Raw genomic sequence first — 17,377 nt, forward strand, 5'->3', positions numbered from 1 at the left:
ATGGAAAGTGGTATATTTAAAAAAAATAAATAAATAATGTCAGACAACAAAGTAATATTGAATTACGACGGTAATTCATATGAATATCCAATCGTGGATAGTACTATCGGAGACAGAGGGATTGATATTTCAAAATTAAGAGACCAGACAGGTTTAATCACTCTGGATTTAGGTTACAAAAATACAGGAGCTACTATTAGCGACATCACTTACTTAGACGGAGATAAAGGAGAATTATTCTACAGAGGTTATCCAATCGAGCAGATTGCTGAGAAATCTAACTTCACTGAAGTAATGTATCTTTTATTACATGGAGAATTACCTACTCAGGATCAGTTTACTTCATTCGACAACAATATTAAAAAATATAACTTCATCGCAGACGAAATGAAAAAGATCATTGATGTTTTTCCTCGTTCTGCTCACCCTATGGGAGTTTTATCTTCTTTAACTTCTGCATTGACAGCTTTCAACCCGAAAGCAGTGAACGTAAACTCTAAAGAAGAAATGGATCACGCAGCTGAGCTGATGATCGCTAAATTCTCTCATCTTTGTGCCTGGACTTACAGAAAAACTCAGGGCTTACCATTAAACCACGGTGATAACAACCTGAACTACGTAGAGAACTTCTACAAAATGGCATTCAGATTACCAAACGCTGATTTCGAAATCGATCCGGTAGTAGTAAATGCTTTAGATAAATTATTAATCCTTCACGCAGACCACGAACAAAACTGTTCTACTTCTACAGTAAGAATGGTGGGTTCTGCTCACACAGGTCTTTTTGCTTCTATCTCTGCTGGGGTATCTGCACTTTGGGGCCCACTTCACGGTGGTGCTAACCAGGCGGTAATCGAAATGCTTGAACTAATCGAAAAAGATGGTGGTGATGTATCTAAATATGTTGCTAAAGCTAAAGATAAGGCTGATAATTTCCGTCTAATGGGATTCGGACACAGAGTTTACAAAAACTTCGACCCAAGAGCGAAAATCATCAAGAAAGCTGCTGACGATATCCTTACTGCATTAGGTATTCAGGATAAAGCTCTTGACATTGCAATGCAGTTAGAAAGAGTTGCCCTTGAAGACGAGTACTTCGTAGAAAGAAAACTATATCCAAACGTAGACTTCTACTCAGGTATCATCTACAGAGCATTAGGAATTCCTACAGAAATGTTTACTGTAATGTTTGCGTTAGGAAGACTTCCAGGATGGATTTCTCAGTGGAAAGAAATGAGACTGAAAGGAGACCCGATTGGAAGACCAAGACAGGTGTACCAAGGTGCTCAGGAAAGAAACTACATCGACATCGCAAGCAGATAATATTTGCTTACAATATAAAAGAATCCCAAAGCAAGCTTTGGGATTCTTTATTTTTACAACTTATTCAGTAATAGCTAAAGCCGTAATAAGATCATTCTTCGTTCGGAAATGAAAATTCAGCATTACCGGACTTCCATCAAAAGAACCTGAAATATTAATTCTTAAAACAGTTGTATTATCATTCACCGAAAAATCTTTTACCTCAAACAAGGTTTTGTATTCACTATTGGATTTTTCATTCCATTGTCTTATTTCTTCTTTTCCCGTGTATATTTTTCCTTCATCAAATACGGATGCCTGTTCAGAAAAACAGTTAGAGAAAGAAATACTGTCAAAAAGTTCCTGTGCCTTCAAGAATTCCTGTAAAATGTTAGGTAAGTTCATACTGTTATTTTTAAATGATTAAACAGTTGGAATAGTGCCGCCATCTATTACATATTCGGTTCCGGTTAGATATTGTGCCCGTGGAGAAACTAAAAACCCAACAAACTCTGCAATATCTTCTGGCTGGGCGGGTTTACCAATGGGAATTCCACCCAACGCATCCATGACACTTTGAGTAGCCTCTTCTATTGACGTTTCTGAACTTTCAGCAATACGTTCCATCATTCGGATGGCAGATGAGGTCATGATCCAACCTGGAGAAACAGTAAGAACACGAACTCCCTTTGGAGAAACTTCTTTTGATAAACCTTTACTATAGTTGATCAGTCCGGCTTTGGCAGCAGCATACGGTAATGTAGAATCAAATAAAGGCAGCCTTCCCTGAATGGAGGCAATATGAATAATCACTCCCGTTTTTCGTTCCAGCATTTGCGGCAGAAACCCTCTGTCTAAACGAACGGGTGCCAATAAATTGGTCTGAATTGTATTTTCCCAGTCTTCATCACTCAAAACAGAGAAGCCGCCACCAGGCGTCTCTGAACCACCCAATGTATTAATTAAAATATCAAGCTTGCCAAAAGTAGACAGTACTTCTCTTACCAGCTTTTCAGTACCTTTTGCCAGGCTGAGATCTCCTGAAATAAAATGAAATTGATTATTCATCTCTTCAGGCTGATTTCGTGCAGTGATAATTACAGTAGCACCAGCAGTAAGTAATCTTTCGGCAATAGCTTTTCCGGTTCCTTTTGTTCCTCCGGTCACCAAAGCAATTTTACCTGATAATTCGTTGTTGAAATGAAATGATTCTGTCATGATTTCTTTTTTGTACAAATTTCAGGAGTATGACCGGCTCTTACAAGTACGGTCTTACGAATCACATAGGGATAAATTAATCCCCTATTGAGATCTCATCTCATTGTGTTACATTTGTTTTATGTACGAAAGAAAAATCTTACCCAATCTGAATTGCGGTCTTGATCTGATTGCTGAAGTGCTCTATGGCAAATGGAAGATTCGTTTGCTGTGGTTTATCAATGAAGGATTTCAAAGGCCAAGTGAATTACAACGGAAAATTCCTGATGCTTCCCGCAGAGTATTGAATGTTCAGTTAAAAGAACTTGAAGAACATGATCTTGTCACTAAGAAAATTTATCCTGTTGTGCCGCCAAAAGTAGAATACAGGCTTACGGAATTCGGACAGACGTTGATTCCGGTAATTGCCACATTAGGGAAATGGGGTGATGATCATGAAGAACGCTTACGGATATTGATATTGAGAAGGCTTGAAAACTTGTCACAAAGTGAGAGAAACAATACCTGATATTAGCTTTTTTGATTTAACATCAGGTGAAAAAGTCTATACAATAGGAGAAGAAAACCTGCTTTCAAAAGCAGGTTTTCGTTTTTTTATTATGGACATTGGCATCTGTCACATGTCCAGATATAACAGTTTCCTGCATCATCCCATTCGCAGCATCTTCTGCCAGTGGAAATCGGAGCGCCTCCCATTACAGATTTTTGTTGATCTCTTCCTAATTTTTGTGCGTTTTTCAGCACCGGATTGTTTTTGTTCATGACTTTGATTTTTGGTGTTAATAGTTAAGTTTTATGATCTATAATTTCGCGAAAATTATATCACTAATATAGGAAATTAAATAATATAATTATCTGTTTTTTTGTTCTTATGTAGATGGAAAATAGTAAGTTGTAGATGTTTTTGGGACTATTCACTGCAGTTGGCTGAACTGACAAGGAAATTTTGTTGAAGGGTGTTGATTTTAGAAATCAAATTTAATACATAAAATAATCCAAAAGTTTTACAGGTAGAGACCTTTACTTATATTTGTAGTATTGCATAAATCTTTATGAGACTAAATATTAAAAACGAAACGGGCAGGCTGAAGTCAGTAGTTTTAGGCCAGCCTAATTCATTGGGACCAGTTCCCACACTAGAGGAAAGTTATGACGCAAAGTCATATTACTCAATCGAACACAACATTTATCCTAAAGAAGAGGATATTATCAATGAAATGAACGCTTTTGAAGCGGTTTTAAAAAAGTATGATGTTGAAGTTCTGCGTCCTAGTATCATCAAAGACTACAATCAGGTTTTTTCAAGAGATGTAGCCTTTGTCATTGATGACAAGATGATCATTTCCAATGTGATTGCAGACAGAGCAGACGAACAGGAAGCCTACAAAAGTGTTTTTGAAAAAGTAGCATGGAGAAAAATTATTAATCTTCCCGAAACCGCGCATATTGAAGGCGGAGATGTAATTGTATGGAATGACTTTATTTTCATCGGAACCTGCTTCAGCGAAGATTACAGAAACTATAAAACGGCAAGAACCAACGAGTATGCCATAGAAATCTTAAAAGAATATTTTCCTAAGAAAAGAATTATCGATCTGGAATTGAAGAAAAACGATAAAGTTCCGTTTGAAGGGATTCTGCATCTGGATTGTACATTTAATCCTGTGGGAGAAGACAAATGTATCATTTATAAAAACGGCTTCGTAGACGAAAGTGATTACCGTTTAATCATCGATATTTTTGGAGAAGAAAACTGCTTCCACATCAATGATGAAGAAATGTTTGAAATGTTTCCGAATATTTTCTCTATTTCTCCTGATGTAGTAGTTTCAGACAAAGCATTCACAAGAATGAATGACCATTTAAGAAACGAGTGGGGAATGACCGTTGAAGAAATTCCTTACAGAGAAATTTCCAAAATGGGAGGTTTATTGAGATGCTCTACAATGCCGCTTGTGAGAGAATAATGGAGTGGGAGAGTTTTAGTGTTTAAGAGTGGAGGAGTTTTAGAGTCTGAGCGTTAGAGTGTTGGTGGGTTTGAATATTTGTTTAAATTTAAAAAAATATTTGGGTATGTCGACAATTAAATTTCATCAGGACTTAAAAGTTTATCAACAATCATTTGAAACAGCACAGTTGATTTATGAACTCTCAAAATCCTTTCCAAAAGAAGAACTTTACTCACTTACAGATCAGATAAGAAGATCATCAAGATCTGTAACGTCAAATATTAGTGAGGCTTGGGGGAAAAGAAAATATGAAAAATCCTTCATCGCTAAGCTTACAGATTCGGAGGGAGAAGCGAGAGAAACCCAAACATGGCTTCAGTTTGCCTTTGCCTGCCATTATATGAATGAAGAGCAATATAATAATTTGCACAACAAGTATAACCAAATAATAGGGATGTTAGTTAAAATGATGAGCCAGTCAGAAAAGTGGTGTTCATTTTCTTCGGTGAATAAAGAAGATAATAATTTGTAAAACGCTGTTCAGACTCTCAAACTCTTATACGCTAATACCCTCAAACTTATAAAAAATGCAGACAACAGATACCGTATTAATGATAGAACCGATTGCATTCGGTTACAACGCTGAGACAGCAAAAAATAATTATTTCCAGGTTGAGCAGACCGGTTCTGATATCCAGTCAAAAGCGTTGGCTGAGTTCAACACCTTTGTTGGAAAACTAAGAGAAAAAGGAATCAATGTGATCACCATAAAAGATACATTAGATCCCCATACTCCAGATTCTATATTCCCAAACAACTGGGTAAGCTTCCATAAAGATGGGAAGGTGGTTTTATATCCGATGTTCGCCTCCAACAGAAGAGTGGAAAGAAGAGAAGATATTATTGAAAGTATCCAGGAGCAGGGATTTGAAGTAGTTGAGGTGGATGACTGGTCTTTTTCTGAAACTCAGGGACATTTCCTGGAAGGAACAGGAAGCATGATTTTCGATCATGATAATAAAATTGCATATGGTTCTGTTTCTTTGAGACTGGATGAAAAACTGTTCAGAGAATTCTGTACCAAATACGGATTTGCTCCCGTTGTTTTCCATTCTTTCCAGACGGTAGGAACAGAAAGACTTCCTATCTATCATACCAATGTAATGATGTGTGTAGCAGACCGATTTGTGGTAATCTGCCTTGACTGTATCGATGATGAACTGGAAAGAGAAAAAGTAGTGGAAACGATTAAAGGCTCAGGAAAAGAAATCATCGAAATTTCTGAAGAGCAGATGCAGCAGTTTGCAGGAAATATGCTTCAGGTTCAAAACAAAGAAGGCGAGAAGTTCCTGGTGATGAGCCAGACAGCCTATCAGTCTTTATCTTCAGAACAGGTAGCCGCTATTGAAAAATACTGCGAAATTATCTATTCAGACCTGAATACTATTGAAGTAAATGGTGGAGGAAGCGCAAGATGTATGCTTGCTGAGGTTTTTCTTCCAAAAAAATAATATATTTACCAAAAAAATTAATTGAACCCATTATCAAGTAAAGGTTTACATATTCTTCTGACTTTGGAAACAGAGTCAGAAGATTTGTTATTAGACAGCAAAGGTTTTCTGACGTTTACAGAAGATATTCTGAAAACTAAAGATGTAGAAATTGTAGGAGTAACCAATCATATTTTTGAAAATGAGAGTTTTACTTCTGCAGTAATCCTGAAAGAGTCTCACCTTTGTATCCACACGTGGCCGGAATTTAAACAGCTTACTTTTGATGTTTTCCTTTGTAATTATACGCAGGACAATACCAAAAAAGTAGAGCAGATTGCAGATGAAGTAGTTCAGTATTTTAAAGCTAATACCATTCAGAAACACAAAATTTACAGATAAAATGCACTATGTCTGCCCAGCATGCGAATCAGAAAATACATTAGATCTTAATTTTCCTATCGAGGAATATGTTTGTAAAACCTGCTCTCACCTCATTGATGTAGCAGGAAATAAAAAGATTAAACATTTGAAAGTACCTACAGAAAATGTTGTCTTGGATGTAGGACAGAAAGGAAATATTGATGGAGTAGAGTATACAGTCGTTGCAATTACTGTCAAAAAATACGGAAACAGTATTTTCTGGCGGGAGTATTCTTTAAAAGACAGCAAAGGAAATGATGCTTTCCTGAGTGAGAGTGATGGACATTGGGTTTTCCTGATCTCTATGCATCCTGATGATTTTAAAGGCAAAGATTCTAAATTACCTACCTATGCCGGGCGAACATATCGCTGGTACGAAAATACTCCATGCACTATTTATGCTGCTGCCGGCTTTTTTGACGAACACATTGATTTCAGCGTTGCGACCTACAAAGAATATGTCAACGGAACCCGTATGATCTCTCAGGAAAAGACCGCTAAGAAAAGCCAGTATTTTTATGGAGTTCACATTTCAAAACATGATGTTAAAAGAGCTTTTAAAATAGCTCACATGCCGTATTATACAGGAGTCGGAATTGTCCAGCCTTATTATTTTGATATGAAACAGGCGGTGAACATTTTTTGCGTGGGCGCATTAATGATATGTCTGCTTCAGCTCTACGTGTATATCTCACGAACTAACGAAACTGTTTTTGCGGAGACCATCAATTTTGCTGATGTAAAAGACAAAGAAATGGTCAGCAAAAGTTTTACCCTTTCAGGAGGTTCTGCACCATTAAAAGTGAATGCATTTTCAGGTGTTGATAATTCCTGGGCTAATGTTCAGTTGAGTCTTGTGAATGAAAAGACTAATGAAATTGTCTATACCTCAAAAGATATCGAACAATATCATGGGTACGAAGATGGAGAAAGTTGGTCAGAAGGAAGTCAGTCTGAAGAATTTAACCTTTGTGGAGTAAGCTCGGGACAATATCACTTTCTTATTTCAGCAGAAAAGGAAGGATCTTTATTACCTGTATTTTCCGGTCTTCAGTCACCGGATTCAAGGATATTAATCTCCAGGGATAAATCAGGAACAGTAGAGGTAACCGATATCTATAAAGGGCAACCTATCACTTTCATAGACGGAAAGACTTTAGAAAAAGATACAACAGAATTAGGTAAACTGGTGAAAGCTTCCTTTGGAACTTCAAAAATAGATTCTCTTATCAATACAGAAGGGTTAAGACTCACTACAGATCCTATTTCAAACAATACCTATATACAGCTCAAAGCGACCTGGCTTCCTGTTTCATTCTGGAACTTCGGATTCATTTTATTCATAATGATTGCAATCTTTGTCGCCATGTGGATAGGAAAACATTTCTTTAATGTGAATAAATGGAAGAATAGTTCAAACACCCCTTATCCTGCAAATGATAACTAATATTACCAATTACATAAGACAAAACTGGATACTCTGCTTGATCGGAGGGTTTTTCATGACCTGGTTTGTATACCTTACCTATCAGGGAAATGAGGTCTGCGACTGTGCCAAAACAGAAACATACCGCGACGGAACTACAAGAAGTCATTCCAGAGTGGGATTTTACAGATACTATCACAAATAAAAATATAAAAACTATGGACAACATCAATTTCTTACCCATACTAAACTCGGTTCTTTACTCATTTTTAGGAATCGCTATTCTGCTGGTGTGCTATTTCGTTATTGAAAAGCTTACCCCGGAAAAAACATGGCATGAGATCGCTCAGAATAAAAATATAGCACTGGCTATTGTTTTCGGAGCATTTATCATCGGAATTTCAATGATTATAAGCGCGGCAATTCATGGATAAGAAGAGGATTCCTCTTGAGCTGCTTTTATTGTTTTCAGTATTCGTCATTGCTACATGTGGATTGATTTATGAGCTGGTGGCAGGAGCTCTGGCGAGCTATCTTTTAGGAGACTCTGTAAAGCAGTTTTCTTTCATTATCGGAGTGTATCTCTTTTCAATGGGAGTAGGTTCCTATCTTGCGAAATTCATCAAAGGAAATCTTATTGATAAATTCATTGAGATCGAAATCCTGGTGGGAATCGTAGGGGGAATCAGCTCTGTAGTGCTGTTTATTTTATTTAATACACTCGCACACTTTGAAAGCGTTTTATATCTTTTCGTCTTTTTCACGGGATGTCTCGTCGGAGTAGAAATTCCGCTTTTGATGAACATTTTGAAAGACAGAGTTCAGTTTAAAGATTTAGTTTCAAACGTCTTTGCGTTCGATTATATCGGAGCTTTATTGGCATCGATTCTTTTTCCATTGGTTTTGATTCCGAAATTAGGAATTGTAAAGACACCTTTGTTTTTTGGATTGATCAATATCTCTATTGCGATATTCCTGTGCTATTATCTTACAAAGGAATTATCAAAACCCCTTTCCCTCAAAGTAAAATCTATCGCGGCATTTGCATTCTTGCTGGGACTTTTCTTTTTTTCAGATACGATTCTGTCTTATTCTGAAGAAAAACTATATGGCGAAAATGTGGTTTATACTAAAAGTTCACCTTATCAAAGAATCGTTTTAACGAGGAATACGCACGAATTCCGTTTATATTTAAATAATAACTTACAGTTTTCTTCAACGGATGAATACCGTTACCATGAAGCTTTAGTACATCCTGCTATGTCGATGGCAAAAAACATTGATAATGTCCTGATTTTGGGAGGAGGTGACGGCTTCGCAGCCAGAGAAGTATTGAAATACAAAGACGTTAAAAAAGTAACCCTGGTGGATCTTGATGGTGAAATGACTCAGTTTTTCAAGACCAATGAAACCATGCGCAGGCTGAACCAGAATTCTTTTTCCAATCCAAAAGTAGAAATCATCAATAAAGACGCTTACATATGGGTAAAAGACAGTAAAAAGAAATTTGACGTTATCATCATAGACTTTCCTGATCCGTCCAATTATAGCTTAGGAAAACTCTATTCCCTGCAGTTTTATAAAGAACTGGAGAAGCTGACAACGCTTGATACGAAAATTGTGGTTCAGACCACATCTCCATATTTTGCTCCGAAATCTTTCTGGTGTATTGAGAAAACAATCAATCAGATTTTTCCTTTCACAGCAGCGTATCATACCTATGTTCCGTCTTTTGGAGAATGGGGATTTTCGATGGCTTCATTTGAGCCCGTCAACAACAGAGTTTACAGAAAGCTTCCCGGCTTAAAATACTATGATTATAACTTTTCACAGATGTCTTATTTTAATAAAGATATGAAAGTGAAAGATGTAGAAGTTAACCGTCTGGACAACCAGATATTAGTCCGTTATTTCGATGAAGAGTGGGGGAAAGTACAGTAGAAAGGATTTTCTTACAACTATATTTTTAGGTAGCCTTATGCTTCCCTTTTTGCAGTATTGCGGAAAGAAAGTAAAAGTTTTGCTGTTGAAAATTACCGGGACAAACCATGTTCTTGGTCACAAGTTATGGGCAAAAGATTTTCCACAGTTTTCAGAAGTTATCCACACAAAATATCTTATAGTGGGTGGTGGGATTTCCGGACTTTCTGCATGTAGATTTTTTAACCAGAATAATGAACAGGATTATCTTCTCCTTGAAATGGAAAACCATCTGGGAGGAAATTCTTCCAACGGACAGAATTTATTTTCAAAATTTCCTTTAGGTGCCCATTATTTACCTTTACCTAATAAGGAAAACGTAGAAATAATAGATTTCCTGAAAGAATGTAAAATCTGTCTGGGAACAGAACAAAACGGGGAACCCATTCTTGATGAATACCAAATGACTTTTCCACAGCAGGAAAGACTTTTCTATAAAAACTCATGGCAGAATGATATTGTGCCTCAGAGAGGTATTTCAAAAACAACACAACAAGAGCTTACCCGTTTTTTTAAGCTGATGGATGAGCTTCGTGTAAAGAAAGACACTGAAGGAAGATATTGGTTCGCCATTCCCGTACATGATTCCAGTAGAGATGATGAGGTGGTAAAACTTGAAAAAGTAATATTCAAAGATTGGCTCAAAGAAAATAACTATCATTCAGAGGAACTTCTCTGGCTGTTGGATTATTCCTGCAGAGACGATTTCGGATTGGGAATTGACTATGTTTCAGCATGGGCAGGTATCCATTACTTTGCCGGAAGAAAAAACAACTGGAGCACGAAATATAAAGATCAGGTATTCACATGGCCGGAAGGAAATGCAAGACTGGCAAACCATTTTTCAAAATATACAGAGGGAAAACACATGCCAGAAAACTTAGTTTTTGATGTGAAAATCAATGATAGAGTTGAAGTATTGAGTTTTGATAATGCTCAAAAGAAAACTAAAAAGATCATTGCAGATAAAGTACTGTTTGCAACCCCGCAATTTGTGAATGAAAGAATTTTTAATCAAAAAAGAGCATCATCATTCCATTATGTGCCGTGGCTTTTAACAACGATTACGTTAAAGAATGAATTTGGAGGAGATGAAGAGCTGGCCTGGGATAATGTGATCTACGGGACTTCCGGATTGGGGTATATTTTTGACCAGCATCAGAATCTGAACCAGATTATAGGTGAAAAAGTAATTACCCACTATAAGAGTTTTTCAACTGCAGATTGCAAAAAAGCGAGGAAAAAGCTGTATGCCATGAAAGAATCTGAACTTAAAACTTTAGTTTTGGATGATTTGAAGAAAGCCCATCCATTGATAGAAGATTTCATTCTGGAAATCCAGTTTCATAAAATAGGACATGCAATGATTGCTCCGGTTCCCAATCAGATTTTTGGTGAAGAAACTCAAAAAGCGAAAGGGTCCATAGAAGGGAAAATTTTCTTTTCCCACTCTGATCTTTCCGGAATATCCATTTTTGAAGAAGCCTTTTATCAGGGAATCCGGACTGCAGGACAAATGATACAATGATACAATGAAACAGCCGTGGATACATAACGTAAAAACAGACTGGTGGTTTATTCTATCACCACCTTTCCTTGTATTGCTTGTTATTTTTCTTTTTCAGAAACAGATTCAGGGGCTGGAAAATCATTATTCCTTTTACACATGGCTTTTTCTGATCGTTTTTGTGGATGTAGCTCACGTATATTCTACGCTGTTCAAAACGTATTTCGTAAAGGGAGAAATACAGAAAAATAAATGGCTTTATCTCGGAATTCCTGCGGTAAGCTGGATTTTAGGGATTATCCTTTTTCAATTTGGAAGTCTTACATTCTGGTCGGTACTGGCATTGGTAGCCGTTTTTCATTTTATACGCCAGCAATATGGTTTTATGAGAATTTACGCCCGCTTTGAACCGAATAACTGGAGCAAAAGAATAGATGAGGTGGCTGTTTATTCTGCTACCATTTATCCGATGTTATACTGGTTTAAAACTCCTCGTGCCTTTACGTGGTTTGTCGATAACGAATTTGACTGGCTTCAAAATCTTCCGGATTATATTCCGTTCATTACAATAACCTATTTTGCCATTCTGATCATCTGGATTATTAAAACTGTAATTGAAGCTTTTAAAACAAAGAATATTAACGTTCCGAAAACAGCACTGATCACCGGAACTTTTCTTTCCTGGTATTTTGGGATTGTCTATTTTAACAATGATCTTTTGTTTACTTTTCTGAATGTGATTTCTCACGGAATTCCCTATATCGCATTGATCTACATCCGGGAAATACAACAAAAAGAAAATCATCAGCTGAACAGGATGCAGATTTTTAAATCTTTTTCAGGAATCTTTTTGTTTATAGGAGTTCTTTTAAGCTTTGCTTTCATGGAAGAATTTTTGTGGGAAACTCTGGTATGGAATGAACATTTTTCCTTGAATGTGATTATTTCAGAAAAATTATTACAGTTCCTTGTTCCGTTGTTAGTTGTTCCGCAGCTTACCCATTATCTTCTGGATGGCTTTATTTGGAGAAAACCCAAAAAAGTTGCCTAACTTTGTCTTAATCTTTAAAATCTAAAAATGAGACAATATTTTCTGTCACTGGCAATTTTTCTAGGAATGATTGTAGGTGCTCAGCAGAAAACATTCTGCAATCCCATCAATATTGATTATGGGTATACTCCGTTTGAAGTCTTTTCAAAACAAGGGAAACATCGTGCTACAGCAGATCCGGTAATTGTTAATTTTAAAAATAAACTGTTTCTTTTTTCTACCAACCAGGAAGGATACTGGTATAGTGATGATATGCTGGACTGGAAGTTTGTGAAAAGAAAGTTTTTAAGAGATAATAAATACATCCATGATCTTAATGCTCCTGCGGTATGGGCGATGAAAGACACTCTATATGTATATGGTTCTACCTGGGAACAGGATTTTCCGATCTGGAAAAGTACAAACCCCACCAAGGATGATTGGAAAATTGCAGTGGATACTTTAAAAGTGGGAGCTTGGGATCCGGCGTTCCATTATGATGAAGATAAAAATAAACTCTATCTGTACTGGGGTTCAAGTAATGAATGGCCATTGCTGGGAACAGAGATGAAAGTAAAAAATCTTCAGTCTGAAGGTTTCGTTAAGCCCATTATTAAACTAAAACCTGAAGATCACGGCTGGGAACGCTTCGGAGAATACAATGACAACGTTTTTCTTCAGCCTTTTGTAGAAGGGGCATGGATGACAAAACACAACGGAAAATATTATATGCAGTATGGCGCTCCGGCAACAGAATTCAGTGGATACTCGGATGGAGTGTATGTGAGCAAAAGTCCTTTGGAAGGGTTCGAGTATCAACAACATAATCCATTCTCTTATAAACCGGGAGGTTTTGCCAGAGGAGCAGGCCATGGAGCTACGTTTGAGGACAATTACAAGAACTGGTGGCACGTTTCCACAATTTTTATTTCTACTAAAAATAATTTTGAAAGAAGGCTGGGAATATGGCCGGCCGGCTTTGATAAAGATGATGTGATGTACTGTAATACGGCATATGGCGATTATCCTACTTACCTTCCGCAATATGCACAGGGCAAAGATTTTACGAAAGGTCTTTTTGCCGGATGGATGCTGTTGAATTATAATAAACCGGTTCAGGTTTCATCTACTTTGGGAGGGTATCAGCCCAACTATGCTGTAGATGAAGATATCAAAACGTACTGGAGTGCCAAAACCGGAAATTCCGGAGAATGGTTTCAGACAGATCTGGGAGAAGTTTCTACCATCAATGCCATTCAGATCAATTATGCAGATCAGGATGCCGAGTTTATGGGGAAAACCTTTGGGAAAATGCATCAGTACAAAATCTATGGTTCCAATGACGGGAAAAAATGGAGTGTGATTGTGGATAAAAGCAAAAACACTAAAGATGTTCCTCACGATTATGTAGAACTTGAACAACCTGCAAAAGCCCGTTTCCTTAAAATGGAAAATCTGAAGATGCCAACAGGAAAATTTGCATTAAGCGGCTTCAGAGTGTTTGGAAAAGGAGCAGGGAAACAGCCTGCTAAAGTGGAAGGGTTTGTTCCTCTGAGAGCTGATCCAAAGAAATATGGTGAAAGAAGAAGTATCTGGATGAAATGGCAGCAAAACCCTGAAGCGGATGGTTATGTAATCTATTTTGGAAAGACTCCCGATAAATTGTATGGAAGTATTATGGTCTACGGAAAGAATGAGTATTTCTTTACAGGGGCAGACAGAACAGATGCATACTATTTCCAGATTGAAGCTTTTAATGCGAATGGCGTTTCTGAAAGAACGACTGTTGTAAAATCAGAATAGATTAAAGTAAAATATAAAAAATGACACGTTTTGAAAAATCAGGACGTGTTATTTTTTGTCTGTTTTCTTGAGAAATGTTTCTATTTTATTGATAAGAAATTGATCATTTGGGTGTTTATCCCAGTCCAGATGTCCGCCATTGAATGAATAAGACTCACGGAAGATATGTTTTTTATTTAAAACAGAATCTAAGATTTTCTCTTGTGAAGACGGGATAACACGATCCGAATTTCCATAGTAAGATAAAGTAGGAGGAGAGTTTTCATTGATCCATTTCACAGGGCTTGCGAAATCTATTCTGGAAGTTTCAGAATCCACTACACGAGGATCTACAAGTCTTCTTTCCACAAAGGAATATTCCTGATAGTTTTTAAAACCCCGATCTGAAAGGTCTGCAGGACCAACAATATTAATTACAGCTTTTACTTTTTTATCTGTATCCAATTTATAAGCATACAGCATGGATAAATGGGCTCCGGCACTGTTTCCCAATAATATCAGCTTGGGACTGTACCCAAGCTTTTTTTCTAGGAAGGCGGAAACATATTTAATATCATTTATCTGATTGGGTAAGCCATAATGAGTTTCTGATGTCAGTCTGTAATTCATATTGACAAAAATATGATCAGGAAATTTCTGCATCATAGAGAGTGTGAAAAAGGTAAGCTGCGATTTATCTCCAGCCCTCCAGCCTCCACCATGAATTATAATAAAAACATCCTTTTCTTTGTTTGTTCGTGTAGATGGAATATAAAGATCCATAACCTGCTCTGGATTGTTTCCATAGTGAATATTTTCCTCCTTATCAAAGTGGATATCTTTGCCAAGCTTTATCTTTTTTTCTTTGCAGGCCGTCCACAGAAAAAGGAGGCTAAGGCAAATTAAAATAACTCGTATGTGTTTTTTCATAGCTATTAAATATAAAAAAATCCGCTGAAAAAAATCAGCGGATATCGTAAGAATAATTGAATATGAAGAAAGATAATTCTTTATCTGGTTCTGCTTTTAATAGCATCTGAAGCACCCTCGATATCTCTTACCTTTTTGATTTTCTGATTTCCGAAATTATACGTAAGACTTACGATTAAGCTTCTGTTGTAGCGGTTTTGGTGGACATAATTATAATTTCCGTTTTCCTGAAAGTCCTCAATTTTAACGATGTTGGTATTCAATACATCATTTACATTCACTGCAAACGTCCAGTCGTTCCACATTTTCTTAAGGCTAAGATCTAAACTCATCAGGTTTTTCAATGAACCAAGCTCAATCTGTTGCTTATCTACGAAGAAGTAATTAAGTCCGAAGAACCATGTTTTCTTTTTATCAAGACGAACGGTGTTGTTGGTTTGGATCAAAAGACTGGTAGAATTGGTTTTATTGGTGTATGTAATAAATTTTCCACTGGGCCCTTTTTCATCTTTGAATCTGTCTCCTGTTGTAGGATCAGTATCAAGGCTTCCATTGTTAATATTATGCTGTACACCGATATTGAAATTGGTTGTCCAGTATTGCTTGAAAAATGACTTTTGAACACCTACCATTGCGGACATTTCCTGTTTATTCCCAAAATTGGTTCTGATATATCTTAATGCCGGGTTTTCGCCTTCCTTTCCAGCCGGTGATACCGGATATCCCTGAAGTGGTACCTGCGTAATTACATCCTGAATGTAGGAATGGTTTAAAATCAGGAAATAGGAATTTTTGAACATATAAGTAAGCTCCTGATTATAGGTAGAAGATGCCTTTACGAACGGGTCATTCTGAGTATAATTATCATCTGTAAGAATGTTCCTTACCGGATTAAGTTCCCAGAAACTAGGTCTTCTCATTCTGCTGGAGAAGGAATAAGAGATATTGTTTTTATCATTAATTGCATAATTCAGACTTAGATAGGGAAGAAGGTTTTTATAATTTCTTTCAATTCTTCTAAGAGCTTCTGTGGGAGCGTTGTCAGAAGTTCCAAGACTGTTGGTGATCTCATATCGGGCACCTATTTTTCCGGAAAGTTTGTCGGAAATCTTTTTCTCAACGGTAAGATAAATTCCGTAGATGTTTTCATCATAGATAAAATGGTTGGGTCTTGAATCCGGAGCTTTTACAGGATTAAAAGAATATGTTATGTTTTTAGAATCGTTATCTGTCTTAGTCTTATTATAATTTCCGCCTATAGATACAGTCAGATCATTTTTAAACTTTTGATTATAATCCACCATTCCGGAGAAATTATTAATAATCTGAGGAAGATCCTGGAATACCTGTGTTTTTATTTTTCCTACTTTTCTGTTGATATCCGAAGCAAAGGTCTGGTTATCTGTGGACTGGAATCTTCTGTAGTTGAGGTAGGCTGCATTTACATTCAGTTTACTTCCCAATGAATCTGTTTTTAATTCATAATTTAAATTCACAGAATTGTTATAAGATCTTGAATCTTCCCGGTTTTTAGACCACGTATATTCCGTATTTGTTTTTTTTATGGTATTAAATAAATCTACCGTTGAATTATAACTTTTATTAGCCCATGTATTCCATGATAATGCGAGATTGCTTTTATCATTCAGTTGATAATCAATATTCAGATAGCCACCGATGTTTTTATTCGGATCATCAACATCTCCTACGGATTCATTAGAAGTTTTGGCAGTACCATTTCTTAAAGTATAGGTCTGTGGTTCAATATTTTCACCCCCGCTAAGACTGGCACTTACTCCCAGTTTATTTTTTCTGTAGTTAGCCGAGAAACTCGCCTGGCTCCCATTATACTTATTGGTAGTGTTAGACATTCTCATATTTCCATTGAGACCATCACTCATTTTTTTCTTTAAAACGATATTGATGATTCCATCAGATGATTCTACCTGATACTCACTTCCCGGAACGGTAATCACTTCAATTTTCTGGATATTTTCTGCCGGAGTATTTTTCAGAAACTGAACTAAAGATTCAGAGTCCATATTGCTTTTTCTTCCGTTGATATAAATGAGGGCATTATTTTTCCCTGCTATTTTCAATGTTTTATCATCCGTTGAAGATAATAATGGGGTCTGCTTCAAAAGATCAAAAGTGGTATTTCCCTTTGCAACAGGAGATGCTGCTACATCATATACAAAACGATCGCTTTGCTTTTTGAAAACCTGTTTTGTGATGGTAACTCCTTCTATGTTTTTTGTTTTTGCCGTATCAGCTTTCTTTTCCTGCGCAAATGCACAAGTACTGAATACAATGGCCATTGACAAAATTATACGTTTCATG

Annotated in this window: 18 protein-coding genes; 13 read left to right on the top strand and 5 right to left on the bottom strand. The window is 36.7% G+C overall.

Annotation, left to right across the window (positions count from 1 at the left end; translation table 11 throughout):
* Positions 1–36 precede the first annotated feature (36 nt).
* Positions 37–1,323, top strand: a complete 1,287-nt coding sequence (locus DEU39_RS16040) for a citrate synthase (RefSeq protein ID WP_047427632.1) — start codon at positions 37–39, stop codon at positions 1,321–1,323.
* 60 nt (positions 1,324–1,383) lie between these two features.
* On the opposite strand, the gene DEU39_RS16045 is transcribed toward DEU39_RS16040, so the two are convergent.
* Together DEU39_RS16045 and DEU39_RS16050 are read right to left on the bottom strand one after the other, a co-directional pair.
* On the bottom strand, positions 1,384–1,707 hold the full coding sequence (locus DEU39_RS16045; RefSeq protein WP_120232602.1) for a nuclear transport factor 2 family protein: 324 nt from the start codon (positions 1,705–1,707) through the stop codon (positions 1,384–1,386).
* Between the two features lie 18 nt (positions 1,708–1,725).
* On the bottom strand, positions 1,726–2,520 hold the full coding sequence (locus DEU39_RS16050) for an SDR family oxidoreductase (protein ID WP_120232603.1): 795 nt from the start codon (positions 2,518–2,520) through the stop codon (positions 1,726–1,728).
* Between the two features lie 121 nt (positions 2,521–2,641).
* Between DEU39_RS16050 and DEU39_RS16055 the strand changes: the two genes are divergently transcribed.
* Entirely contained in the window at positions 2,642–3,028 is a 387-nt protein-coding gene (locus tag DEU39_RS16055) for a winged helix-turn-helix transcriptional regulator (RefSeq protein WP_062673639.1), read from the top strand.
* 89 nt (positions 3,029–3,117) lie between these two features.
* Here the strand turns inward: DEU39_RS16055 and DEU39_RS24455 are convergent, their stop codons facing one another.
* Positions 3,118–3,282 (bottom strand): hypothetical protein, encoded by a 165-nt coding sequence (locus DEU39_RS24455; protein ID WP_156121335.1) that lies wholly within the window; start codon positions 3,280–3,282, stop codon positions 3,118–3,120.
* A gap of 290 nt (positions 3,283–3,572) precedes the next feature.
* Between DEU39_RS24455 and DEU39_RS16060 the strand changes: the two genes are divergently transcribed.
* The 11 genes from DEU39_RS16060 to DEU39_RS16110 all read left to right on the top strand — a co-directional run bounded on the left by DEU39_RS16060 (position 3,573) and on the right by DEU39_RS16110 (position 14,128).
* A complete protein-coding gene (locus DEU39_RS16060) occupies positions 3,573–4,487 on the top strand; it encodes a dimethylarginine dimethylaminohydrolase family protein (RefSeq protein ID WP_062673641.1) in 915 nt (304 codons plus the stop codon).
* Positions 4,488–4,593: 106 nt separating this feature from the next.
* Positions 4,594–5,001: a four helix bundle protein gene (locus DEU39_RS16065; RefSeq protein ID WP_183037429.1), complete on the top strand. Its 408-nt coding sequence runs from the start codon at positions 4,594–4,596 to the stop codon at positions 4,999–5,001.
* 55 nt (positions 5,002–5,056) lie between these two features.
* Complete coding sequence (gene ctlX, locus DEU39_RS16070) at positions 5,057–5,980, top strand: citrulline utilization hydrolase CtlX (RefSeq protein ID WP_062673645.1); 924 nt, start codon at positions 5,057–5,059, stop codon at positions 5,978–5,980.
* Between the two features lie 21 nt (positions 5,981–6,001).
* Entirely contained in the window at positions 6,002–6,361 is a 360-nt protein-coding gene (locus DEU39_RS16075; RefSeq protein ID WP_062673647.1) for an S-adenosylmethionine decarboxylase family protein, read from the top strand.
* A 1-nt stretch (position 6,362) separates the two neighbouring features.
* A complete protein-coding gene (locus DEU39_RS16080; RefSeq protein ID WP_120232605.1) occupies positions 6,363–7,829 on the top strand; it encodes a DUF4178 domain-containing protein in 1,467 nt (488 codons plus the stop codon).
* Positions 7,819–8,013 carry a hypothetical protein gene (locus tag DEU39_RS16085; RefSeq protein ID WP_183037430.1) on the top strand — a complete coding sequence of 65 codons (195 nt, stop codon included), beginning with the start codon at positions 7,819–7,821 and terminating at the stop codon, positions 8,011–8,013. The genes DEU39_RS16080 and DEU39_RS16085 overlap by 11 nt, the downstream gene beginning before the upstream one ends.
* 13 nt (positions 8,014–8,026) lie before the next feature.
* The gene (locus tag DEU39_RS16090) at positions 8,027–8,242 is read left to right on the top strand and encodes a DUF350 domain-containing protein (protein WP_062673653.1); all 216 of its coding nucleotides are present in this window, start codon (positions 8,027–8,029) and stop codon (positions 8,240–8,242) included.
* Positions 8,235–9,749, top strand: a complete 1,515-nt coding sequence (locus DEU39_RS16095; RefSeq protein ID WP_120232606.1) for a polyamine aminopropyltransferase — start codon at positions 8,235–8,237, stop codon at positions 9,747–9,749. Before DEU39_RS16090 ends, DEU39_RS16095 begins: the two co-directional genes overlap by 8 nt.
* Before the next feature lie 37 nt (positions 9,750–9,786).
* Positions 9,787–11,316 carry an NAD(P)-binding protein gene (locus tag DEU39_RS16100; RefSeq protein ID WP_228436802.1) on the top strand — a complete coding sequence of 510 codons (1,530 nt, stop codon included), beginning with the start codon at positions 9,787–9,789 and terminating at the stop codon, positions 11,314–11,316.
* A gap of 4 nt (positions 11,317–11,320) precedes the next feature.
* Complete coding sequence (locus tag DEU39_RS16105; protein ID WP_120232608.1) at positions 11,321–12,346, top strand: hypothetical protein; 1,026 nt, start codon at positions 11,321–11,323, stop codon at positions 12,344–12,346.
* A gap of 27 nt (positions 12,347–12,373) precedes the next feature.
* Complete coding sequence (locus DEU39_RS16110) at positions 12,374–14,128, top strand: discoidin domain-containing protein (protein WP_062673661.1); 1,755 nt, start codon at positions 12,374–12,376, stop codon at positions 14,126–14,128.
* 48 nt (positions 14,129–14,176) lie between these two features.
* Here DEU39_RS16110 and DEU39_RS16115 read toward each other — a convergent pair whose 3' ends face one another.
* Positions 14,177–15,037, bottom strand: a complete 861-nt coding sequence (locus DEU39_RS16115) for an alpha/beta hydrolase (protein ID WP_120232609.1) — start codon at positions 15,035–15,037, stop codon at positions 14,177–14,179.
* 80 nt (positions 15,038–15,117) lie between these two features.
* Positions 15,118–17,376: a TonB-dependent receptor domain-containing protein gene (locus DEU39_RS16120; protein ID WP_120232610.1), complete on the bottom strand. Its 2,259-nt coding sequence runs from the start codon at positions 17,374–17,376 to the stop codon at positions 15,118–15,120.
* Between the last annotated feature and the right edge of the window lies 1 nt (position 17,377).

The sequence above is a fragment of the Chryseobacterium sp. AG363 genome (assembly GCF_003610675.1).
GTDB lineage: Bacteria > Bacteroidota > Bacteroidia > Flavobacteriales > Weeksellaceae > Chryseobacterium > Chryseobacterium cucumeris.